The organism is Acinetobacter sp. YH12102 (genome assembly GCF_013419125.1).
GTDB lineage: Bacteria > Pseudomonadota > Gammaproteobacteria > Pseudomonadales > Moraxellaceae > Acinetobacter > Acinetobacter pseudolwoffii.
Window position 1 is genome coordinate 17,769 of the sequence record NZ_VPAS01000012.1, and the last position, 21,883, is coordinate 39,651.

Annotated in this window: 19 protein-coding genes; 12 read left to right on the forward strand and 7 right to left on the reverse strand. The window is 45.3% G+C overall.

Features of this window, described 5'->3' with window-relative positions; all coding sequences use genetic code 11:
- Window positions 1–5 precede the first annotated feature (5 nt).
- Both FTU42_RS11520 and hemF read right to left on the reverse strand, forming a co-directional pair.
- Window positions 6–212 carry a hypothetical protein gene (locus FTU42_RS11520; RefSeq protein ID WP_005094202.1) on the reverse strand — a complete coding sequence of 69 codons (207 nt, stop codon included), beginning with the start codon at window positions 210–212 and terminating at the stop codon, window positions 6–8.
- 134 nt (window positions 213–346) lie between these two features.
- Complete coding sequence (gene hemF, locus FTU42_RS11525; protein ID WP_180083423.1) at window positions 347–1,303, reverse strand: oxygen-dependent coproporphyrinogen oxidase; 957 nt, start codon at window positions 1,301–1,303, stop codon at window positions 347–349.
- Window positions 1,304–1,539: 236 nt separating this feature from the next.
- Here hemF and hemN point away from each other — a divergent pair, with 236 nt between their 5' ends.
- Window positions 1,540–2,913 carry an oxygen-independent coproporphyrinogen III oxidase gene (gene hemN, locus FTU42_RS11530; protein WP_100357828.1) on the forward strand — a complete coding sequence of 458 codons (1,374 nt, stop codon included), beginning with the start codon at window positions 1,540–1,542 and terminating at the stop codon, window positions 2,911–2,913.
- A 150-nt stretch (window positions 2,914–3,063) separates the two neighbouring features.
- Here the strand turns inward: hemN and ribA are convergent, their stop codons facing one another.
- Complete coding sequence (ribA, locus tag FTU42_RS11535) at window positions 3,064–3,666, reverse strand: GTP cyclohydrolase II (protein WP_005094196.1); 603 nt, start codon at window positions 3,664–3,666, stop codon at window positions 3,064–3,066.
- A gap of 309 nt (window positions 3,667–3,975) precedes the next feature.
- Here ribA and dxs point away from each other — a divergent pair, with 309 nt between their 5' ends.
- The 8 genes from dxs to FTU42_RS11575 all read left to right on the forward strand — a co-directional run bounded on the left by dxs (window position 3,976) and on the right by FTU42_RS11575 (window position 12,895).
- Window positions 3,976–5,886 carry a 1-deoxy-D-xylulose-5-phosphate synthase gene (dxs, locus tag FTU42_RS11540; RefSeq protein WP_180083424.1) on the forward strand — a complete coding sequence of 637 codons (1,911 nt, stop codon included), beginning with the start codon at window positions 3,976–3,978 and terminating at the stop codon, window positions 5,884–5,886.
- A 114-nt stretch (window positions 5,887–6,000) separates the two neighbouring features.
- Window positions 6,001–6,831 carry an inositol monophosphatase family protein gene (locus FTU42_RS11545; RefSeq protein ID WP_034608351.1) on the forward strand — a complete coding sequence of 277 codons (831 nt, stop codon included), beginning with the start codon at window positions 6,001–6,003 and terminating at the stop codon, window positions 6,829–6,831.
- Between the two features lie 551 nt (window positions 6,832–7,382).
- Entirely contained in the window at window positions 7,383–9,260 is a 1,878-nt protein-coding gene (locus FTU42_RS11550; protein ID WP_180083425.1) for a DEAD/DEAH box helicase, read from the forward strand.
- Between the two features lie 406 nt (window positions 9,261–9,666).
- The gene (locus tag FTU42_RS11555; protein ID WP_005094190.1) at window positions 9,667–10,485 is read left to right on the forward strand and encodes an ABC transporter ATP-binding protein; all 819 of its coding nucleotides are present in this window, start codon (window positions 9,667–9,669) and stop codon (window positions 10,483–10,485) included.
- Window positions 10,482–11,261, forward strand: coding sequence for a lipid asymmetry maintenance ABC transporter permease subunit MlaE (mlaE, locus tag FTU42_RS11560; protein WP_074383590.1), 780 nt, complete (start codon window positions 10,482–10,484; stop codon window positions 11,259–11,261). Before FTU42_RS11555 ends, mlaE begins: the two co-directional genes overlap by 4 nt.
- A complete protein-coding gene (locus tag FTU42_RS11565; protein WP_100329362.1) occupies window positions 11,261–11,938 on the forward strand; it encodes an outer membrane lipid asymmetry maintenance protein MlaD in 678 nt (225 codons plus the stop codon). Before mlaE ends, FTU42_RS11565 begins: the two co-directional genes overlap by 1 nt.
- Window positions 11,939–11,956: 18 nt before the next feature.
- Complete coding sequence (locus FTU42_RS11570) at window positions 11,957–12,589, forward strand: phospholipid-binding protein MlaC (RefSeq protein WP_005094187.1); 633 nt, start codon at window positions 11,957–11,959, stop codon at window positions 12,587–12,589.
- Window positions 12,590–12,604: 15 nt separating this feature from the next.
- On the forward strand, window positions 12,605–12,895 hold the full coding sequence (locus tag FTU42_RS11575; protein ID WP_180083426.1) for an STAS domain-containing protein: 291 nt from the start codon (window positions 12,605–12,607) through the stop codon (window positions 12,893–12,895).
- A 326-nt stretch (window positions 12,896–13,221) separates the two neighbouring features.
- Here FTU42_RS11575 and FTU42_RS11580 read toward each other — a convergent pair whose 3' ends face one another.
- Window positions 13,222–14,235: a CorA family divalent cation transporter gene (locus tag FTU42_RS11580; protein WP_005168743.1), complete on the reverse strand. Its 1,014-nt coding sequence runs from the start codon at window positions 14,233–14,235 to the stop codon at window positions 13,222–13,224.
- 152 nt (window positions 14,236–14,387) lie between these two features.
- On the opposite strand from FTU42_RS11580, the gene FTU42_RS11585 reads away from it, so the two are divergent.
- Window positions 14,388–14,978 carry a TIGR00730 family Rossman fold protein gene (locus tag FTU42_RS11585; protein ID WP_180083427.1) on the forward strand — a complete coding sequence of 197 codons (591 nt, stop codon included), beginning with the start codon at window positions 14,388–14,390 and terminating at the stop codon, window positions 14,976–14,978.
- A gap of 31 nt (window positions 14,979–15,009) precedes the next feature.
- Window positions 15,010–15,411 (forward strand): NUDIX domain-containing protein, encoded by a 402-nt coding sequence (locus FTU42_RS11590; protein ID WP_180083428.1) that lies wholly within the window; start codon window positions 15,010–15,012, stop codon window positions 15,409–15,411.
- 3 nt (window positions 15,412–15,414) lie between these two features.
- Here the strand turns inward: FTU42_RS11590 and FTU42_RS11595 are convergent, their stop codons facing one another.
- Window positions 15,415–16,050, reverse strand: coding sequence for a ComF family protein (locus FTU42_RS11595; protein ID WP_074383589.1), 636 nt, complete (start codon window positions 16,048–16,050; stop codon window positions 15,415–15,417).
- Window positions 16,037–18,082: an ATP-dependent DNA helicase RecG gene (gene recG, locus FTU42_RS11600; protein WP_100357824.1), complete on the reverse strand. Its 2,046-nt coding sequence runs from the start codon at window positions 18,080–18,082 to the stop codon at window positions 16,037–16,039. The genes FTU42_RS11595 and recG overlap by 14 nt, the downstream gene beginning before the upstream one ends.
- A gap of 33 nt (window positions 18,083–18,115) precedes the next feature.
- On the opposite strand from recG, the gene FTU42_RS11605 reads away from it, so the two are divergent.
- Window positions 18,116–18,925, forward strand: coding sequence for an NAD-dependent epimerase/dehydratase family protein (locus tag FTU42_RS11605; protein ID WP_100357823.1), 810 nt, complete (start codon window positions 18,116–18,118; stop codon window positions 18,923–18,925).
- A 163-nt stretch (window positions 18,926–19,088) separates the two neighbouring features.
- Here FTU42_RS11605 and plsB read toward each other — a convergent pair whose 3' ends face one another.
- On the reverse strand, window positions 19,089–21,656 hold the full coding sequence (gene plsB / locus FTU42_RS11610; protein WP_005168738.1) for a glycerol-3-phosphate 1-O-acyltransferase PlsB: 2,568 nt from the start codon (window positions 21,654–21,656) through the stop codon (window positions 19,089–19,091).
- Window positions 21,657–21,883: the final 227 nt, after the last annotated feature.

Genomic DNA, 21,883 nt, shown 5'->3' on the forward strand with positions numbered 1-21,883 from the left:
GCGGTTTAGGAACTGCAGATGTCCATAATATGTTCTGCAAATACCAGCGCCATACTAAGCACAGCTCCGACCACAGTCAGGATACTCACCAGAATAGCCGCGCCATCCAGAAGCAGATTATGACTCAAAACGGCGGTACTCATCGCACTGATGGCGAGAGCCAGAAAAAGCCAAAAGGCAAAAACAGGAAGATTCAATTGAAGATGATGCATTGTTATTCTCACTAAACATCTAATAGATTGTGATCGATGTAGCGATAGGATGCCGCGACCAAATCAGGGATTACTCTGCAGCAGTATAGAGGAATAATGGATTAAAACAGCCCTCTATTTGAGGGCTGTTTGTATCATTTCATTGCAGTTGATTTTAATTCTGTGAGCCAGTCATGGGGTTTCAGATAGTATTCGATCAAACGTTTTTCCGGCGAGCCTTCATCCCATTCAGGACGATAGGACCAGCCGGTCAGCGGAGGCAAGCTCACCAGAATCGATTCAATTCGGCCGCCGGTCTGCAAACCAAACAGGGTGCCACGGTCATAAACCAGATTGTATTCGACATAACGGCCACGACGATACAACTGGAACTCGCGTTGCGCTTGGGTATAAGGCTTATCCTGATTACGCTGGAAAATTGGCAGAATCGCCTCTAGGTAACCATTGCCTACGGCCTGTATATACTGGAAACAGGTATCAAAATCCCACTGATTCAGATCATCAAAGAATAACCCGCCGACACCACGCTGTTCATCACGATGTTTTAAATAGAAATAGTCATCACACCATTGTTTATGTTCAGGATAAATCTCTTCACCAAATGGCGCACACAGATCATGCGCCGTCTGATGCCACGAAAGGACATCTTCATCATTTGGATAGAACGGGGTCAGGTCGAAACCGCCACCAAACCACCAGATTGGATCTTGCCCTTCTTTTTCTGCAACAAATAAACGCACGTTGGCATGTGAGGTCGGTACATTCGGATTTTTCGGATGGATGACCAGCGATACACCCATCGCTTGCGCCTTGGCACCGGCAATATTGGGATGGCGTTCAGTGGCTGAAGCGGGCAGTTTGGAAATATTGATATGGGAGAACATCACCCCACCTTTCTCAATCACGGTACCATTTTGCAAAACACGCGAACGGCCACCACCACCTTCCGGACGTTCCCAGTCATCAATGATAAATTCGGCCGTACCGCCGCCAGCACGCTCCTGTTGTTCCAGTGCTGCACAAATCCGTGCCTGCAAGTCGAGGAGAAATTCACGAACGCGTTGAATATCCGCAGATGTAGGATGCTGCATCAGAGCCTCGTAGGGAAATAAAAAACTAGCTACATCAAAGCATAAAATCAGTCAAAGATTAAGGTCTATTTAGCAATGTAGTGGATTGAACCAGGCTTTAAATTTGAGTGTTGATGGACAGAATGGGGCATTAAATCCGACCAAATGGCTAGGTTGAATTCTTTTTTCAAGCTCAGCACAATAACTTGCAAGCGCTCATGGGTTTGGGCATTTCTCGATGGTAGTAGGTGGGTGTCATGTCGGTACAGGTCAATTCCCTGATTCAAAAATATAATGTTCCTGGTCCCCGCTATACCAGTTATCCGACCGTTCCATATTGGGAAGAGCAGAATTTCTCACTGGAACAATGGAAGCAAACGCTGAAAAAATCCTTTACTGAATCCAATCAAAGTGAAGGCATCAGCCTGTATATCCATCTGCCATTTTGCGAAAGCCTGTGCACTTTTTGCGGGTGTCATAAGCGAGTCACGAAAAAACATGAAATGGAACAGCCCTATATTCAGGCAGTGCTGAAAGAATGGGATTTGTATTGTGAGTTGCTGAAAGATAAGCCGGTCATTAAAGAAATTCATTTAGGCGGGGGAACACCGACTTTCTTTTCTGTTGAGCATTTGACTCAACTGATTCAAGGTATTTTGGCCAAAGCAGACATAGCGCCTGTGCATGAATTCAGTTTTGAAGGGCATCCGAACAATACCACGCGTGAGCATTTGCAAGGCTTGTATGATCTGGGCTTTCGCCGGGTCAGTTATGGGGTGCAGGATTATAATGAAACCGTGCAAAAAGCCATTCACCGGATTCAGCCCTATGAACATGTTAAACAGGTAACCGAATGGGCGCGTGAAATTGGCTATGAGTCGATTTCGCATGATTTGGTGTTTGGCTTGCCTTTTCAGCATCTGGACGATGTCTTAAACACCATTGAGCAAACCAATTCACTTCTGCCGGATCGTTTGGCTTTATATAGCTATGCACATGTGCCCTGGATTAAAGGCAATGGCCAGCGCGGTTTTAAAGATGCCGATGTACCCAAAGATGCGATCAAACGTGAATGTTATGAAGCGGCTAAAAAGAAACTGCTGGCGCATGGTTATCATGAAATTGGCATGGATCATTTTGCTTTAGATACAGATGGCATGTACCAGTCCTTTCAAGCTGGAACATTACACCGCAATTTTATGGGATACACCGCCTCTAAAACTCAAGTGATGATCGGTTTAGGAATTTCTTCGATCAGTGATAGCTGGTACAGCTTTGCCCAGAATGTGAAAACCATTGAAGAATATTATGCCTGTTTAGCTCGCAATGAAATTCCGGTATTTAAAGGGCATCTATTAAATCAGGAAGATTTGATTATTCGTCAGCATATTCTGAATTTGATGTGCAGCTTTAGTACCTCATGGGAAAAACCCGAGCTGTTTTTCCCTGAAATCGATCAGGTGGTGGAACAGCTTAAAGAAATGGCACAGGATGGTTTGATTCAAATGATAGACTCATCAGTCACGATTTTGGAGAAAGGGAAACCATTTGTACGTAATATTTGTATGGCTTTTGATTTACGTTTAAAGCGACGCATGCCCGAGAACCGGATTTTTTCGATGACGATTTAATACTTAATCCACCCCAGCCCTCCTTTAAGAAAGGAGGGAGTTTTCTCCTCTTTTTGAAAGAAGGAAAAGCCTCCCTGAGCAAGACTTAAGCATTGCTTTAAGTCGAAGCGCAAGAAAGGGAGGTTTGGAGGGATTTATTAAGGGGAGGATTTAAAAATCATCCTTCTGATAAAGATGTGCCATACGCTCATGTTTGGTTTTGAGATATTGCTCATTAAACGGATTTAAGCCGACGGTGAGGGGCACCCGATCGACCACATTAATCCCTTGGGCTTTTAAAGCTTCAATTTTTAAAGGATTGTTGGTCACCAGACGTACCGCTTTGACCTGCAAATGATCCAGCATAATGCTGCACATGTCATATTGACGTGCATCAGCCGGCAGATTAAGCATTAAATTGGCATCGACCGTATCATGTCCCTGATCTTGCAGGGCATAGGCACGAATCTTGTTGGTCAGGCCAATACCGCGTCCTTCCTGACGCAAATACAGAATCGCCCCGCGACCTAACTCATTGATCAGCTTTAAAGTCGCCTGCAATTGCGGGCCACAGTCACATTTCAGTGAAGCAAAGGCATCACCGGTTAAACATTCAGAATGTACACGAACCACGACTGGCTCGTCAGAAACTTCTTCAAGTCCTTTAGACAGCGCGACATGTTCTTCGCCAGTCTTAGGGTCTTGAAATACAGTAATTTTAAATTCACCGTGAGCGGTAGGTAATCTTGACGTTGCGACAAATTCGATTGGCACAGCTGAACCCGTTAAATCCTGAAAGTGGCTAAAGTATAGCGTAATGATTGAACATTGGTAGAATTGCAAAGTCGAAATTCTGTATTAGATTTTCTTTTTTGTAGAAAGCAGACGATAATAGTTGATAAATAGTAAGATTATTCAGGATAATCGTAGCCTGCGATTTTTTCACCCCGATGAGATCATTGTTTAATATTGCATCGCTAGAAGCGTAGCTGAATTGAAGCTGCTACAATTCAGCTATATGATCGGGTACTCCCCATTGACCTAGCTTTAGATTTGCCAGGCTTTAGAAGGCTTTGCCATAATATGCTGTATACAGAAATCCCTACTCAACGCCCTGTAACACCGTTGCTGGATACGATCAATCATCCTGAGCAACTACGTTTACTCGAGCAAAGCCAGCTAGCGCAAGTGGCAGATGAGTTACGTCAATTCATTTTGTATGCTGCCGGGCAAAGTGGTGGACATTTTGGTGCCAACCTCGGTGTTATTGAACTTACGGTGGCTCTGCACTATTGCTTCAATACTCCACATGACCGTCTGATCTGGGATGTGGGGCATCAGGCCTATCCGCATAAGGCATTGACCGGCCGTCGTGAACAGCTCACTACTATCCGAGCCAAAGATGGTCTGGCAGCCTTTCCAGCACGTGAAGAATCTGAATTTGATACCTTTGGGGTAGGGCATTCTTCGACGGCAATTTCTGCTGGTCTGGGCATGGCCTTGGCACGTCGCTACCAGAACAAGCCATGTGAAGTGGTATCGATTATTGGCGATGGCGCCATGACGGCGGGTATGGCCTTTGAAGCCTTGAACGATGCCGTTGCGCACAATGCCGATCTGATGGTGGTGCTGAACGACAATGACATGTCGATTTCTTGCAGTACTGGCGGTTTTGCCAAGCATCTGGCGGCGATCTGGGAGCGCGGTGAATTCGTTAATATTACCGAGGAAGGTGAAGCTTACGTACAGCCGCATCCGGAGTGGCTGTATAACTCACGCTTGCACTGTGCCGCGACTGATGCCGCAGATAACCTGTTTAAAGCCATCGGCTTTGACTATTTCGGCCCTTATGACGGTCATGATGTCAAACAACTGGTGCATGTATTTAAAGCGCTGAAAAAGCGTACAGGCCCACGTCTGATTCATATCTATACTAAAAAGGGCAAGGGCTTTGCGCCGGCCGAATCGGATCAAATCAAATATCACGCGATTAGCAAGCTTAATGCCATTACCGCTGCCAAGACTGCACCGAAATATTCGGATGTATTTGGACAGTGGCTCTGCGATGAAGCAGCACAGGACTCGCGCTTGCTCGCGATTACACCGGCCATGTGCGAAGGCTCAGGTATGGTGCAGTTTGCCAAAGAATATCCGGAACGTTTTTTCGATGTCGCGATTGCAGAGCAGCATGCCGTGACGCTGGCTGCGGGCATGGCCTGTGAAGGCTTAAAGCCGGTCGTGGCAATTTATTCGACCTTCCTGCAACGTGGTTATGACCAGCTGGTACACGATGTGGCCTTACAAAATCTGGATGTGACCTTCGGTATTGATCGTGCTGGTCTGGTCGGTGAAGATGGCCCGACCCATGCCGGTGCCTATGACTATGCCTATATGCGGACGATCCCGAATATCGTGATCATGGCACCAAAAGACGAAAATGAATGTCGTCAAATGCTGCATACTGCGTATTTATATCCTGGGCCGGCAGCTGTGCGTTATCCACGTGGCAATGGCTTAGGGGTGGATATCCAGCAAAAGATGCTTGAAATTCCAATCGGTCAGGCGGAAATTGTCGCCAGCTTTAATGTGCAGTGTGACGAATATATTTCTATTCTGGCTTTTGGTAGCCGGGTACAGGCCGCAGTCGACGCCGCTGAAGCCTTTGCAGTGAAACATGAGATTGGTGTGCGTGTTGTGAACATGCGTTTTATCAAACCTCTTGATACGCAAATGCTGGATGATCTGGCATCAAGCACCAGTCTGTTTGTGACAGTAGAAGAACATGCCGTGATGGGCGGTGCGGGTAGTGCTGTCAATGAATATCTGGCAGAAGCACAGATTGTGAAACCGCTGCTGAATCTTGGTTTAGACGACACGTTCATGGCTCAGGCCACGCATGCACAAATGTTGCATCAGGCCGGATTGGATGCGCAAGGTATTGAAAAATCAATGAATCAAGCCTGGTCAGCCTTGAGGCAAAGCGTTTTGTCATAAGTTCTTAAAAATTTTAGACACATTTTCTCCAAAAAAGCCCTGATATTTGCTAAGATATCGGGGCTTTTATGCATTATTCTTTATCAGTTTCTTTAAATTTGTAGTGGGTGTTCAATGGAACCTATGGTGGTGATGGCTGCGCGTGCGGCTCAGTTAGTTGGTCAAGAGCTTTTAAAAGCGCATCAGAATCGTCATAAACTCGATCTACAAGTCGAAGAAAAAGGAATTGATGGTCCAGTAACGCGTGTAGATCGTTATTTGGAGCAGTTGACCATCGATACCCTACGTAAAAGCTATAAAAATCACAGTTTCCTTGGTGAAGAGTTTGGCTATCAGGAAGGTAATGGTCACGATGCCGATTGGTGTTGGGTGATCGATCCACTGGATGGTACTTTAAACTTCATTAACGGTTTCCCGCATTTCTGTATCTCTATCGCAGTTCAGCACAAAGGCATTACTCAACACGGGGTGATTTATGACCCGGTGAAAGATGAGCTATTCTCTGCCAGTCGTGGTCGTGGTGCCATGATGAACCAGCGTCGTATTCGTGTGAATGTCAAAGACAGCCTGGAAAATACCTTTATGGCTGTTGGTCACGCTTACCGTGCTAAACGTAATGGCGAAGTTGTATCTTATGCCAAGAACCATTTTCAAAGTTTGTTAAACGTGACTGAAGCTGGCGCGCAATATCGTCGTTCAGGTTCTGCGGCATTGGATTTAGCCTATGTTGCTGCAGGCCGTTTTGATGCTTACTTCGAACTTGGTTTAAAACCTTGGGATATCGCAGCGGGCGAATTGATCGTGAAAGAAGCAGGCGGTACTGTAGTTGATGCACGTGGTGGTAGCGACTCTATGGAAAATGGTCAAGTTTTGGCTTGTTCAATGAAAATGCTTAAACCTTTAATGCAAGCAGTTGTTCCTGCTTGGGGTGAAGCAGCAAAATAATCGGGTTTAGATGAAATATATCTAATTTTCAGAAAAGGCATCCTTCGGGATGCCTTTTTTAGAGCAGTAAAATAGTTAAGAAGGGAGGTAGAGTATATTTCTCACATGATATGAATATTGGAAATATCAAGTGAATTGGCGAAAACTGCCTTTTTATACCGGTTGTTACATTTTTTTATTCATATTTAAGTGTATGAAATTAATATATAAATTATAAACAGAGCAAATTAGTTTTAAAACTTAATGACATTGTTGATTATTCTGCTATAATTTCGCCACGCACTTAATTTCTGTTCTTTACCTGAACACTATCTTCTAATCATTGTATGCGCGTGCTGTCCATAGAGAGGACATATCCTTCGCGCCCCAATCGCTTAAGCGATTCCTTCAGGTTTGCGGCCGTAATCATGCGTGCGTTATATCCACATCGTCGTTACTCGGATCGCTGCTGAATCCTAATATTTTCAGCATTATTTGCTGTGCCGCTTTTTGCCGATGTCCATAATTGTTATTTATTAAATGGAGCACCCACTTCAGGGTGAATACTCTCTATGAGCAAAACTTTTGCTGATTTTTCCCTCGACGAATCTCTAACCCAGGCTCTCGATGCTTTAGGCTTTACTACTCCAACTCCTGTACAAGAACAAGCGATTCCAGCTGCACTTGAAGGTAAAGACCTTCTTGTGTCAAGCCAAACAGGTTCTGGTAAAACTGCTGCTTTCTTGCTTCCTACCTTAAATGCGTTGGCAAGCCAAGATACATTAGTACCATTTAAAGACCGTATGAAAGCGGTTACTCAACCGAATATTCTGGTGATTTCACCGACTCGTGAATTGGCACAACAGGTATGTCAAGACGCAATTGCATTTGTACGTCACATGAAAGGTGTTCGTATTGCTGCAATCATGGGCGGTATGCCTTTCGGTAAGCAAATTCAACAGTTAAAAGGCGCGCAAGTTGTTGTTGCAACTCCAGGCCGTCTACTTGACTTGGTGAATCGCCGTCAAATCAAACTTGATAAAGTTGATGCGTTAATCGTCGATGAAGCTGACCGTATGCTTGACCTCGGTTTCTCTGAAGACTTAGAAGCAATTGGTGAGTTGGCTGCAAACCGTAAACAAACTCTAATGTTCTCTGCGACGTTTGCACCACGTATCATTACACTTGCAGAACGCATGATGAATGATCCACTGCGTATTTCGATTGAAACTGGTCACTCTACAAATACTGATATTACTCAGACTTTGCATTGGACTGACGGTTTCGAGCACAAGAAAAAACTTCTTACTCACTGGTTGAACGAAGAAGACGTTGATCAAGCAGTTGTATTTGCGTCAACTCAAGAAGACACAGATATGCTGGCTGAAGAACTTGCTGAAGCAGGCCTATCAGTTGTAGCGCTACACGGTGCTATGCCACAAACTGTACGTAACCGCCGTTTACGCAGCATCCGTGAAGGTCGTGCGAAGATCTTAGTTGCAACTGACGTTGCTGCTCGTGGTCTTGACGTACCAACCATTTCACACGTAATTAACTTCGGTCTTCCAATGAAGAACGAAGACTATGTACACCGTATTGGTCGTACAGGTCGTGCCGGTCGTACTGGTAAAGCCATTACACTTGCAACTTACCGTGAGCGTGGCAAGATCCGTGCTTTGGAAGACTTCCTTGATGCGCGTCTAAACGTATCTGAAATCGAAGGTCTTGAGCCATCTCCACCTCCTGCACGTGGTAGCCGTGATGGCGCTGGCCGTGGTCGTGGTCGTGATGGCGGCGGTCGTCGTGATGGCGGTCGTGGTGGTTTTGGCGGTGGTCGTCGTTTTGAAGGCGAAAGCAACTTCAAACGTCGTGAAGGCGGTGATGATCGTCCACGTCGTAGCTTCGATGACAAACCACGTGGCGAACGTCCGGCATTTGGCGAAGATCGTCCACGTCGTGACTTCGGTGATCGTCCAGCGCCACGTCGTGAAGGTGGTTTTGGCGACCGTCCACAACGTTCGTTTGATGACCGTCCAAAGCGTGACTTCGGTGATCGTCCAGCTCCGCGTCGTGAAGGTGGTTTTGGCGACCGTCCACAACGTTCGTTTGATGACCGTCCAAAGCGTGACTTCGGTGATCGTGCAGCTCCGCGTCGTGAAGGTGGTTTTGGTGACCGTCCTCGCTCTAATGATGACAACCGTGGCAACCGTGTAGATTACAAGCCAGCTCGTGAAGGCGGTTATGGTGATCGTCCAAAACGTGATTTTGGTGATCGTCCTGCTCCACGTCGTGAAGGTGGTTTCGGTGATCGTCCAGCGCGTTCATTCGGTGATGACCGTCCAAAACGTGATTTCGGTGATCGTCCAGTACGTCGCAACTTTGATGACAAACCACGTGGTGAACGTTCGTTCGGTGGTGAAGATCGTCCACGTCGTAAATTTAACGACTAATAGAGTCGCTAGATGAAGATAAAAAAACCGGTAGAAATACCGGTTTTTTTATGCATTGAGTTTTTTGCTTTTTAACGTAAAATGTCTACTAATTCATATTTTGTCAGGGTTATGATAATTATTAATATGAAAAGTTTAGCTGCTCGATCTCAATTGATAGAGGTGCATATGCCATATATCGCATTGACTTTGATTTTATGTAATATTATCTATTATTTATACAGTATTTTTAATTAATCAATCTAGTCATTTTAAGCCTAAGTACATATTTTTATTATAAAAAACACGAAATAATCAATTATTGTCATCTTTTTATGATATTCACCCACCTTTTTCAACTGCTAACATTTTGAACTTCGTTCCTTTATAGTATGCATGCTGAAAAAATGTAGGAATAAACTCAGCTATGAAAAATCAAACAGCGCGAGATACTCAGTCTTTGATTGAAGTCAAGAATTTGAGCTTCAAACGAGGCGAGCGCGTGATTTATGACGACGTGAGTTTAAATATTCGTCGTGGGCAGATTACCGCCATTATGGGGCCATCCGGAACTGGTAAAACTACCTTATTAAGATTGATCGGTGGGCAGCTGACGCCTGAGCATGGGCAGGTCTTATTGGATGGCAAAGATATTGCCTCGATGTCACGTTCCGAACTTTTTTCAGCACGTGCACGGATGGGTATGCTATTTCAGAGTGGTGCTTTGTTTACCGATATGAGCGTGTATGAAAATGTCGCGTTTCCAATTCGGGCCCATACCAAACTGCCAGAACATCTAATTAAGGAAATCGTGGCATTGAAACTGGAATCCGTCGGCTTGCGCGGTGCAGAGCAAATGATGCCATCGGAACTGTCTGGTGGTATGAACCGACGTGTGGCTTTAGCCCGGGCGATTGCGCTGGACCCTGAACTGATCATGTACGATGAACCCTTTGCCGGACAAGATCCGATTGTGATGGGGGTGTTGACTCGTTTAATCCGCTCTCTGCGTGAAGCACTGGATCTGACCACGATTATTGTCTCGCATGATGTGACAGAAACCTTATCCATTGCTGATTACATTTATATCGTGGCAGAAGGCAAGATCCAGGGCGAGGGCACACCGGCAGAGCTAAAAGTGCATCCTTCAACTTTTGTGCAGCAATTCCTGACGGGTTCGGTGGAAGGTCCAGTCGATTATCAGTTTAGTCACCGGGCTTATTTAAGTGATGAGGTACGTTCATGAATGCAATTGCCGCATTAGGTAGACGCGTTATTGAACGTGTACAGGGGATTGGGGTCGCAACCCTGATGCTGTTGCAGATCTTATTTTCCATGCCGACCTGGCTTGGGCTAAGACTATTTGTTTATCAGATGTATCGGGTCGGGGTATTGTCCCTGCTGATTATTGTGGTTTCTGGTCTGTTTATTGGTGCCGTGCTTGGCTTGCAGATGTTCAGTATTCTGTCGACCTTTGGCAGTGAATCCATGCTTGGTACAGCGGTGGCGTTGACCTTGCTGCGTGAATTAGCACCTGTAGTCGCGGCTTTGCTGTTTGCAGGACGTGCCGGTTCGGCTTTGACCGCAGAAATTGGTCTGATGAAAGCCACTGAACAATTGTCCAGTATGGAAATGATCGGGGTGGATCCCTTAAAACGGGTGATTTCGCCACGTCTCTGGGCGGGGATTTTCAGCTTGCCTATGCTTTCGGTGATCTTTGCCGCAGTCGGAATTATGGGCGGCAAAATGGTCGGTGTAGACTTTTTGGGGGCTGATGAAGGCGCTTATTGGAGCGGCATGGAAAGCAGCGTGCAATTCTATAAAGATGTCTTGAATGGCACTATTATTAAAAGTTTTGTATTCGCATTAATGTGTACCTGGATTGCGGTATATCAAGGCTATGCCTGTGTACCAACATCGGAAGGTATTGCAACTTCTACAACGCGTACAGTCGTCTATTCTTCACTGTGCGTTTTAGGCTTTGATTTTGTGTTGACTGCGGTCATGTTCGGAGGTGTTTAATGAAATCACGTACTAGTGAGCTGGCCGTTGGTATTTTTGTTATTTTATTTGGTATTGCCTTATTCTTTTTAGCGATGCGTGTCAGTGGTCTGGTCGGCAGCAATATTTCCGACAGCTATAAAATGACGGCAACTTTTGAAAATGTGAATGGCATCAAGCCACGTGCCAAAGTCGCTTTAAGCGGGGTGAAAGTGGGACAGGTCGATGAGATTACCCTGGATCCTGTAACGCGTCTGGCAACCGTACATATGACCCTAGATGGCTCATTGACCTCGTTTAATGCTGAACAATTAAAGCAAGTTCAAGAGGAAGCTCTGGACGAGTTACGCTACAGCTCGGACTATGAAGCAGCGACACCTGCGCAACAAAAAGACATGGAAAAACAACTGTTAGCTAACATGAAATCCATCACCAATATTGATGAAGATGCTTATATTATGGTAGCGACCAATGGCTTATTGGGTGAAAAGTACCTGAAAATTATTCCAGGTGGTGGTCTGAGCTATTTGCAACGCGGCGATCAGATTGCCAATACCCAAGGCACTATGGAAATTGAAGATTTGGTGACGAAATTTATTACCGGTGGTGCTGGCAAATCGTCAGATAGTCAAGAAACTACATCGGAACAGACGACAGTTTCAGAAACAACAGATGCAGAACCTGCATTTGTTGAATAATAGATTGAGGAGAATTCAGTGAAGACTTTAGTAAAACAAACGCTTGCAGTAAGCATTCTTTCAACAATGGTTGCTGGTACAGTGTTTGCTGCACCGTCTGAAGCACCACCTGCTTTTATTAAAAAAGTAGCAGATGGTTTAATTGAGCGCCTCAAAGCTGACAATGCAAAACTGCAATCAAATCCAGCTTTGGTCAAAAGCATTGTGCGCCAGAATCTGGATCCGTATATTGATTCTCAATCTTTCACACGTATTGTGATGGGCACATATGCCACGAACCAATATAGTACGGCGGCACAGCGTGCGCAGTTTGAAAAGAATTTCCGTGAAACCTTAATTGAAAACTATGGTTCTGCCTTTGCCAAGTTCAGTAATCAGACTTATAGCGTGCGTCCTTACAAGGCCAGCAACAGCAAAAACCCTGTCGTGACCATCGACTTTAATAACAAGGGCGAGAAAATTCCAGTAGCATTCCAGCTGGTGGACAAGGGTTCACAATGGAAAATCCGCAACATCAACGTATCGGGTATTGACCTAGGTTTGCAGTTCCGTAACCAGTTTGCTGCGACGGTAAAACGTAATGGCGGTAATATTGATAAAGCAATTGCCAACTTTAAACCGGATGCAGAAGCTGCAATCGACAAGAAATAATCAAACAGGTGAGCCGTGATTACATTCAATGATCAGGAACTACAGGTTTCAGGCAAGATTGACTATGACAATGCACAGGACTATTACTTAAATGGTCTGCGTGTGATCCAGTCACAAAGCAAGTTTCCACTTGTGGTTAATCTGGCTGAGCTTGAAAGTGGCAGTACTTTGGCTTTGGCAGTTTTGGTGCGCTGGCTGCGCCAGACTCATCAGGCTCAAGGGCTACAGTTTAAAGCTGTTCCTGCTAAAATGATGAATATCATTCAGGCCAGCCATTTGCAGGATGATTTAAACATCGTTCAGTAAAAGAAAAGCACCGAAAGGTGCTTTTTTATTGTGATCAAATTTTAAGAAATCATTCAAATCAAATAGATCTAAATATGGATTGCACGTCCTCTCTGCCTCAGGGAGAGAGTTAGAGAGAGGGGTGTAAAAATCCTCCCTAACCATTTTCTTCACTTTTTAAAGAGAAGTTGAAGAGGGATTAAATAAATATGAATTAAATACAGGCATTTCTTGCGCTTCACTTTAAATCTAAAGAGCAAGTGAGACTTAGAAAGGGATATCTAATAAAAAACCTCTCCCTGACAGGAAACATCTCTCCCTTTTCAAAAGAGAGGTTAGGAGGGATTCTAGATCCACTTCTTCCATCTAAAGTAAATTAATGGGCCAATCAGGAAGCCAATTAAAATAATACTGACCATGATGAAACTCATGGTGCCTTGTGCAAAGGGCAGCACTTCGGTGTTCATACCGTAAATACTGGCAATCAGCATTGGTGGCGCAAGCATACTCGGCAGAATCGAGAATCGACGAATGGTATCGTTCTGCTCAGTGTTAATGAATCCGGACGTGGTATCGAGCAGGAAACGTACTTTCTGGAACAAGAAAGCATCATGCTCGACCAGCGAGCGCACATCTTCACTCAGTTCTCGAATATCCGCATCATAAATATGACTGCCCAAGGCGCGTGGACGCGACAGGAAGGTCAGGACGCGGCGTAAATCGATTAAACACAGTTGCGCTTTACCCAACATATCTTCAAGTTGCGCCAAGCGGGTAATCATGTCATCCAGATCCAGAATCTGTTCACGATGGCGGTTATTCAACACTTCAGTTGAATATTTCTCTAAATCTTTATGCACATCTTCCAGAATATCGGCCAGCTCATCCAGCTTGGCTTCGAGTAAGCCCAATAAAATCCAGGTCGGATCTTTATAATCGATTTCATAATCATTGCGGCGCGCGCGGGCACGAAAGGCGCGAAAAGCCACCAGTTTTTCACCACGCAAAGTAAACAGACGATCCTTGTGCAGAATGAATGCAACGGTTTGTACTGTTGCCAACATACTGGATTCATCTTCGTGTTCGTTTTCGACCTGATAGTTTTTATTCTTGGTTAAAAAATAGGTGCTGATATGCAAAATACCGTCATCATCACGGTAAAATCGGGCACTCGAGGAAATATCTTCCAGCGATTTTAAGGTCGGTAAATTTTGCTCGTAGGCATCTAAAATCCATTGCTGCTCTTCCTGTGAAGGCGCAATCAGATCAAGCCAGACTAAATCTGGATGCAGGTCGAAATCACCATTAATCGTGATATCTTCTAAGCTACCGCGCTCTGTGGCGTAAAAGGCTTCAAGCATGCTGTCTTTTCTCCCGGGCGCAGTATGTGAATTGGAATGGGTGTATTTTAGACAAGGAATTGAATAAAAACACTGATATTAAGCAGTTATTTTGGTAAAAAGCGTGCTTGCCGCGATTTCGTACAATATGGCGTCAATTAGAGGATGAAATGATGAATTCTATCGCAATTTTTTGTGGTTCAGCGCTTGGCTCGGATCCTCTTTATACGCAGGTTGCCGAAAAAGTCGGTCAGACTCTGGCGACACGACAGCAAACGCTGGTTTATGGAGGAGGTCGTTCTGGCTTAATGGGTATTGTGGCTGATAGTGCCTTGGCGGCGGGCGGTAAGGTGATTGGCGTAATTCCAAGACAGCTGGTCAATCGTGAGCTGGCACATCCACATATTACCGAGCTGTATGTGGTGGATAATATGCATGAGCGTAAAACCCGGATGTCGGAACTGGCTCAGGGATTTATTGCCATTCCCGGTGGTGCAGGAACACTGGAAGAGATTTCTGAACAATGGACTTGGGCACAATTGGGGATTCATCAGAAGCCTTGTGCTTTTCTCAATACCGATGGTTTTTATGATGACCTGATTAAATTCATCCGTATGACCACGGAGAAGGGTTTTACTAAATCACGTTTCACTGAGGCTTTGATTATCAGTGATGATCTGGACGATATTTTGCGCCAATTCGAAAGTTATCAGCCGCCTGAAGCCAAATGGGGTATGGTTGATCAGACTGACCTTGTAAAATAAGTTATCCAGAATACGCAATTGTAGAAAATAAATGAAAGTGATTACGGTGGCTGCAGCCATTATTTTAAATGAAGCGCAGCAACTGCTGGTGGTTCGCAAGCAAGGAACATGCTGCTTTATGCAGGTCGGTGGCAAGCTGGAGCCAAATGAAACCCCAGAAGCCACCATGTTGCGTGAAATTCAGGAAGAAATTGGCACGCAAGCCCAGATTCAGCAATTCATTGGCCGTTTTGAAACCCAGACTGCCAATGAACCTGATCATCAACTGGTGAGTTATGTCTATTGGGTAAGTCTCGATCAAGCACCTAAAATTGAAGCAGAAATCGCTGAAATGAAATGGGTTGATCTGGATGAAAACGAGGTGCTACTGGCACCCTTGACCACTGAAATTGTGATTCCTTGGGTGAAGTCACATTTACTCGCCCAAGCTTAAATTTTAGATTTGTGCACCTGCCAGACAGGCTGCATAAATTTTCTGACAGCCTAGCTCTTCAAGTTTTCGAGTGAGCGCTAGAATCGAACTGCCAGTCGTCACTACATCATCAATGATTAGCACGCGTCGGTAACGAATATTAGACGGTGTACTGATCTGAAACTGCGACTGGATATCTTCGATTCTTTCCAGACGGCTTAAGCCTTTTTGTGAATGCTGTTTCAGCCGGCTAACAGGTTGCCAGATGGGAACATTCAATTTTTTCGCCACATGCTTGGCCAGTACCAGAGATTGATTATAACCGCGTTCGGCCAGGCGTTCAGTCGAGATCGGCATCGGGACTATTGCACTGACTTTGGGTAATTCTAAACTCAACAGCGTACCGGCCAGTAAATTTTGCAAATGCAGCTTCTGTTCATATTTAAACAGCTGAATCAACCGATCCATTGGGTAGGCATAATCGCAGGCAATCTGAAACTGCATTTCTTGACGCTGAATGGTTTGATGTATCCACGGCAACTGCTGCCAGCAATCCTGACAGACTGAATAAATGCTCTGATAATCAGTCTGACACAACTGGCAGGGCTGAAGCGTATTCAGCTTGGAGATTCCCTGTGCCAGTAATTTAAACATAGGCATAACGCGGTGCTTCCGGTAGCCAGCGTTGTAATAACGCCTCAGCCTGATCTGGATAATCTTTTAAAATTTGCTGCGCCACATAATGTGCCTGATTGAGCAGGTGATCATCGCGTTCAAGTTTGGCCACGCGGAAATTCATATCGCCGGTTTGTTTAGTCCCCAGTAATTCACCTGGCCCACGCAATTCCAGATCTTTCTCGGCAATCATAAAACCATCATTGGTTTCACGCATGATTCTTAAGCGTTCCTGACCGTTTTGCGACAGCGGATGCTTGTATAGCAGGGCGCAGAAACTGGCTTTGGCACCACGGCCAACCCGACCACGTAGCTGATGTAGCTGTGACAGGCCTAAACGTTCGGCATTTTCAATCACCATAATGGAAGCGTTGGGTACATCGACCCCGACCTCAATTACGGTAGTGGCAATGAGTAGCTGTAATTCATTGTTTTTGAATTGCTGCATCACCGCCTGTTTTTCATCGGCTTTCATTTTGCCATGTACCAGACCGATATTCAGCGCAGGAAAGCGTTCCCGAATTTCGGCAAAAGTGGCTTCCGCGGCCTGAGCATCTAAAGTTTCGGATTGCTCCACCAAGGTACAGACCCAATAGGCCTGTTTGCCTTCAGCGCAATTCGTCGCAATACGTTGCAGAACTTGTTCACGCCGATCCAGTGGAATGGTCACCGTTTGAATCGGGGTACGACCCGGTGGCAGCTCGTCAATCACCGAGGTATCCAGATCACCATAAGCCGACATGGCCAAGGTGCGGGGAATCGGGGTTGCGGTCATCACCAGCTGATGCGGGGACATGCCATCCAGGCCTTTATTTCTGAGTGCAAGACGTTGATCGACTCCAAAGCGGTGTTGCTCATCAATAATCACCAGACCGAGTTTGGCAAACTCGACATTCTCCTGAAACAGGGCGTGGGTGCCAATCACCAGATGGGCGCTCCCGTCCCGAATGACCTGTTCCGCTGCGGCGCGGGCTTTGCCTTTTTGCTTGCCGGACAGCCAAGCGATATTAAGACCTAGTGGCTCAAACCAGCGTTTAAAGTTGAGATAATGCTGCTCGGCCAGAATTTCGGTAGGTGCCATCAACGCCACTTGCCAGCTTTCTTCCAGGGCATGACAGGCTGCGACACCGGCCACCAATGTTTTGCCGGCACCGACATCGCCTTGTACCAGACGTAACATCGGTTTATTGGCTTTTAAATCTTGTGCGATTTCTTTGGATACACGTTTTTGTGCACCGGTCATTTCAAAAGCCAGACTGGCCAGAAGCTGTTTGGCATAGGTTTTACTCGGTGCAAATGAAGGAGCTTCAACCTGCTGAATAAAGGCACGCCGGGTCAATAAACTGATCTGATGCGCCACTAGTTCTTCAAAGATCAGGCGTTGCTGTGCGGGATGCGAGCCTTGTGCCAGTTGTAACATATTGGCATTGACTGGCGGATGATGGATATATTCCAGTGCTTGTTTTAACGCATAACCATTGCTAAATTTTGCTGGCAGCAGTTCAGGCAGATGATCGCTATACTGAGCCAAAGCCTGTTGAATATAATCGCGTATTTTTGGCTGGGTCAGACCTTCAGTGGCAGGATAAATCGCGGTAAGTTGGGTTTGCGGTAGCGGGGTATCTTCAGTAATGACTTGCAGCTCGGGATGATACATTTCCAGACCGCGCGCACCGACCCGGACTTCACCAAAAATTCTTAAACGGTGACCGAGCTTGCAGCGATCGGTGATGCCTTTATAAATATGATAAAAACGCAAAGTGACTTTACCGCAGTCATCATCCAGTAATACAGCCATGGACTTGCGTTTACCCGGCGGGAAATCCACGCCTTTGACGATACCTTCGAGCAAATAGCTACGCCCCACGCTCAATTGATTCATGGGAATGATCGTGCTACGGTCTTCATAGTCACGTGGTAGATGAAAAAGCAAATCATCAGTATTGAAGATATTTAATTTTTCAAGTAATGCAGCGGCGGCATTGCCAACGCCTTGTAACTGATGGACTGCAGCCATGTCCCCTCAACCAGATTCGTGATTCGGTGCTCAATGCATATTCTATTTATCGGTTATGGTAAAACATCCCGGCGTGTTGCTAAACAACTATTTGAGCAAGGTCATCAAATTAGCACAATTAGCTCAAGTCCCAAAACAGATTCCTTTGCAACTCATCTGATTCAAGATTTGCATAAACTGAATTTAACGACAGTCACACCGATTGATTGGGTCTATGTATTGCTTAGTCCAAAACAAAGTGCTGTCGATGGTTATCAACAGACCTATCTGGATTCTGTGCAGCCGATTGTGACTGCCTTGAAACAGCATCCAGTGCAACGGATTGTGGTGGTGTCATCGACACGGGTCTATGGGCAAAATGCTGGAGAAAACGTCAATGATGAAACGCCTCTACAGCCCAATGATGCACAAGGAGAAATCCTGTATCAGATGGAGCAGGCCTATTTAGCGGCTTATCCTGAGCAATGTACAATTATTCGCCCAAGTGGAATTTATGGAACATCGGTAGAGCGCTTACAAAAAATGGCAGTATCTATGACCAGCTATCCAAATCTGCACTGGTCAAACCGGATTCATATCGAAGATTTATCACGTTTCTTGTCACAGATGATTCACGTGGAACATCCTGAGTCTTCTTATATTGTGAGCAATAACCAGCCACAGCTTTTACATAAAGTCTTGCAATGGTTTCAGCAGCAGATGGGGCTGCCTTTACTCGAAGTTGAGAACAAGCAGGTCACCGGTAAAAAGCTCTATGCAACTCGGATGCAAAAAACAGGATTTGAATTAAAGCATACAGATTGTTTTGAGGATTATTTGGGGTTGATGAATAAATTTGAATAAATTTGGAACTTCTCCCTTACAGAAGAGCTATCTTCATCCTTTTTTAAATTAAAGAAAATTCCCCTCCTTTGGAAAAGGAGGGGTTAGGGGAGGATTAAATTCCCCCTCATCCCCCTTATGAAGCAGTGCTTCCCATCTCCTGAAAGGAGAGAGAATAAAAGCTTTACTTCTTTTTGCGCTTGGCACGTTTCTTGGCTTGTTCAGCCGCAACTGCATCAAGTGCTTCTTTGAGTTCTTCATCGGTAAAGGCGGTGATGTGATGCAGCATCTGTAATTTCACTTCATCCAGTACCAGATCTGCATATTGCGCTACGTTGGTCAGCTGCTCATCAAAAACAATGGCATTGTCGTCATTGGTACACAGATAACCTTTTTGGGTTAAGACTTTAATAAAGCTCTGGAACAGGGCTTTGTCGAAGAATTCTGGCGAGTTGAATTCGTATAGAACTGATAAACGCTGACCAACCAGATAGCTCAATTCTTCAACCTGACGGGTCGAAATGTTGCCTGAACCACGTTGGGTAATCAGTGCCAAAGTCATGTAATAACGTTCCAGACTTTGAGTCACTGGTGCAGCCAGAACTTCGAGCTGATGATGGACTTCAGTATTGGGTGCCGGAGCAAGCAGATTTTCACCATCTTGCGTGATCAGTTTGGCAGAAATCAAGTTATCAATATGCGCATTGACTTGATCCTGAATCTCATCTTCACGCCATTTTAAAAAAAGCTCTGCTTTTAGGAATGGGTACAGGGTGCTGCTGATGTTGACGACATCATCACGGCGAATCGTTCCATTGTGTTCAGCCAGTGCTGCAATCAATGACGGAAGCACAAAGGAATGCACGATATTGTTACGGAAATAAGTCAGCAAAACTGCCTGATTATCTTCAATGGCAATGATATCGCCCAGCACATGTTTTACCCGCTTGATCAGTTTCAGCTTCATTGCATAGGCAATAATTTCTTTGCCTGAAAGCGGTGTAACTTCCATCCGTTCATCATAAGGTAATGCCGCCAGCAGGGTACGATAAGTATCCAGCTGCTTGATACAGATTTCTTCATCCAGCGTATGTTTCGGTGTCGCCAACAGGATCAACGATAATAGCGATACCGGATTGATCACCACTGCACGGTTGATATTTTCCAGAATCGCTTGCGCAGAGCTGTTTACTGCATCAGAAACTGCTTGTGGAATTGGATCATCGTTCTTTTCAATTTTAATATTTTCTGCGCCATGCTGTTTCAGGATGTCATCCAGAAATACCGGCTCACCAAAATTCAGATGCACTTTACCGAAAATGCGTTCAATTTTGCGCAGGGTTTTGACAATACCAAAAATAGATTCGGCTTCTTTCGGCTTGCCGCTCATCTCACCGACATAAGTGCCGCCTTCCATCAGGCGTTCATAACCGATATAGGTCGGTACAAAGACAATTGGTTTGGCTTTGCCGCGTAAATGACCATGCACGGTCATCGCCAGCATCCCAGTTTTAGGTGGTAGCAAACGACCAGTACGTGAACGACCACCTTCGATAAAGTATTCCAGTGGGGTATTGCGTGATAGAACGCTATATAAATATTCTTTAAAGACTGTGGTATAGAGCGCATTGCCACGGAAAGTACGGCGGATAAAGAAGGCACCGCCACCACGTAAAATCTGACCCACAAAAGGCATGTTCAGGTTATCGCCCGCAGCGATATACGGCACCATCAAGCCACGACGATAGATCACATAAGACAATAACAAATAGTCGATGTGACTGCGGTGACATGGGGTATAGACAATCTCATAATCTTTGGCCAGTTCACGCACGGTACTGAAATTATGTACTTCTACGCCGTCATAGAGTTGCGTCCATAAGCGGGTCAGAGCTTTATCGGCAAAACGTACAGTCGAATGAGAATAATCGGAAACGATTTCGTTCAGATAACCAATGGCACGACGTTCAGATTCCAGCATCGAGATTTTACTGCGAATACTGTCATTGCGAATCGCAGCCTGTACATCTGGCGATTTGATTAAACCGTGCATGACATTACGGCGATCGGACAGATCCGGCCCGAGAATCACTTCGCGCTGCCCATCCAGATAATCATTTAAAGTGCTAACAATATAAGTCGCTGGTGCTGAATTTGGATGCGTTTTTTTGGCATGCTCAATCATGGCACGTAAAGACTGGGGTTCGTGAAACTCTAAATAAGACTGACGGCCATGCAGACCGATATTGACCAGTTGCTTGACCCGGCTTGGCGTAGACCAGGTATCGGTAAATAGCAGTTTGAACCAGGAATCTTCTTTTTCAGGTTCACGTCCCCAAAGCACCGTGACTGGTACCAATTCCACATCTAGTTCAGGATGTTGTTCCAGGATTTCAATCAGGCGTAACAGGCGCGGCGGAAACGCATGCGGCGGTGAGCTGAGCAGGTTATTTTCATCATGATGCTGTAAAAACAGCAGCGAAGCTTTTTCCTTACTATTGCCCAGTTGCATTGGATCGAGCGCAGCTGGCAACTTTAAACGGCGGGTTTCTGCATCGACGACCAGCGCATTACTACGCGAATGGTTCTGTAAAACGTAGCAGACCAGCTTTCGCGATTCTGTTGCAGTCTGATCAGGTTCAGGTGCTGTCACTTCACTTGGTACTTCCCCAAGAACATGAGGGGTAACCACAAGATCAAGTAGCTTACTTGAAAGCTTGCGATACATTTGACCAAAGCCATTCTTGGACATAGCTGCTCCTAATTTTACTGACCAAAACCACAGGACTTCTGAGGGGATTTATTTTTGCGGGTTTCCAAAGCGAAACCATATATCTTTTTTTAACAACTTCAACAGAAGTGCGCTAATTTTAGCGTGAAAGCAGATGCTTTTCCTAGTCACTTATGACATCAGTATGACAGAACAGTCATGCAATCTTTAGAGTTTCGGTCTGATTTTGTGGCAGAATATTCCAGATT

Coding starts and splice junctions, on each gene's coding strand:
- FTU42_RS11520 (WP_005094202.1), bottom strand. CDS start 212: ATGCATCATCTTCAATTGAATCTTCCTGTTTTTGCCTTTTGGCTTTTT.
- hemF (WP_180083423.1), bottom strand. CDS start 1,303: ATGCAGCATCCTACATCTGCGGATATTCAACGCGTTCGTGAATTTCTC.
- hemN (WP_100357828.1), top strand. CDS start 1,540: ATGTCGGTACAGGTCAATTCCCTGATTCAAAAATATAATGTTCCTGGT.
- dxs (WP_180083424.1), top strand. CDS start 3,976: ATGCTGTATACAGAAATCCCTACTCAACGCCCTGTAACACCGTTGCTG.
- FTU42_RS11545 (WP_034608351.1), top strand. CDS start 6,001: ATGGAACCTATGGTGGTGATGGCTGCGCGTGCGGCTCAGTTAGTTGGT.
- FTU42_RS11550 (WP_180083425.1), top strand. CDS start 7,383: ATGAGCAAAACTTTTGCTGATTTTTCCCTCGACGAATCTCTAACCCAG.
- FTU42_RS11555 (WP_005094190.1), top strand. CDS start 9,667: ATGAAAAATCAAACAGCGCGAGATACTCAGTCTTTGATTGAAGTCAAG.
- mlaE (WP_074383590.1), top strand. CDS start 10,482: ATGAATGCAATTGCCGCATTAGGTAGACGCGTTATTGAACGTGTACAG.
- FTU42_RS11565 (WP_100329362.1), top strand. CDS start 11,261: ATGAAATCACGTACTAGTGAGCTGGCCGTTGGTATTTTTGTTATTTTA.
- FTU42_RS11580 (WP_005168743.1), bottom strand. CDS start 14,235: ATGCTTGAAGCCTTTTACGCCACAGAGCGCGGTAGCTTAGAAGATATC.
- FTU42_RS11585 (WP_180083427.1), top strand. CDS start 14,388: ATGAATTCTATCGCAATTTTTTGTGGTTCAGCGCTTGGCTCGGATCCT.
- FTU42_RS11590 (WP_180083428.1), top strand. CDS start 15,010: ATGAAAGTGATTACGGTGGCTGCAGCCATTATTTTAAATGAAGCGCAG.
- FTU42_RS11595 (WP_074383589.1), bottom strand. CDS start 16,050: ATGCCTATGTTTAAATTACTGGCACAGGGAATCTCCAAGCTGAATACG.
- recG (WP_100357824.1), bottom strand. CDS start 18,082: ATGGCTGCAGTCCATCAGTTACAAGGCGTTGGCAATGCCGCCGCTGCA.
- FTU42_RS11605 (WP_100357823.1), top strand. CDS start 18,116: ATGCATATTCTATTTATCGGTTATGGTAAAACATCCCGGCGTGTTGCT.
- plsB (WP_005168738.1), bottom strand. CDS start 21,656: ATGTCCAAGAATGGCTTTGGTCAAATGTATCGCAAGCTTTCAAGTAAG.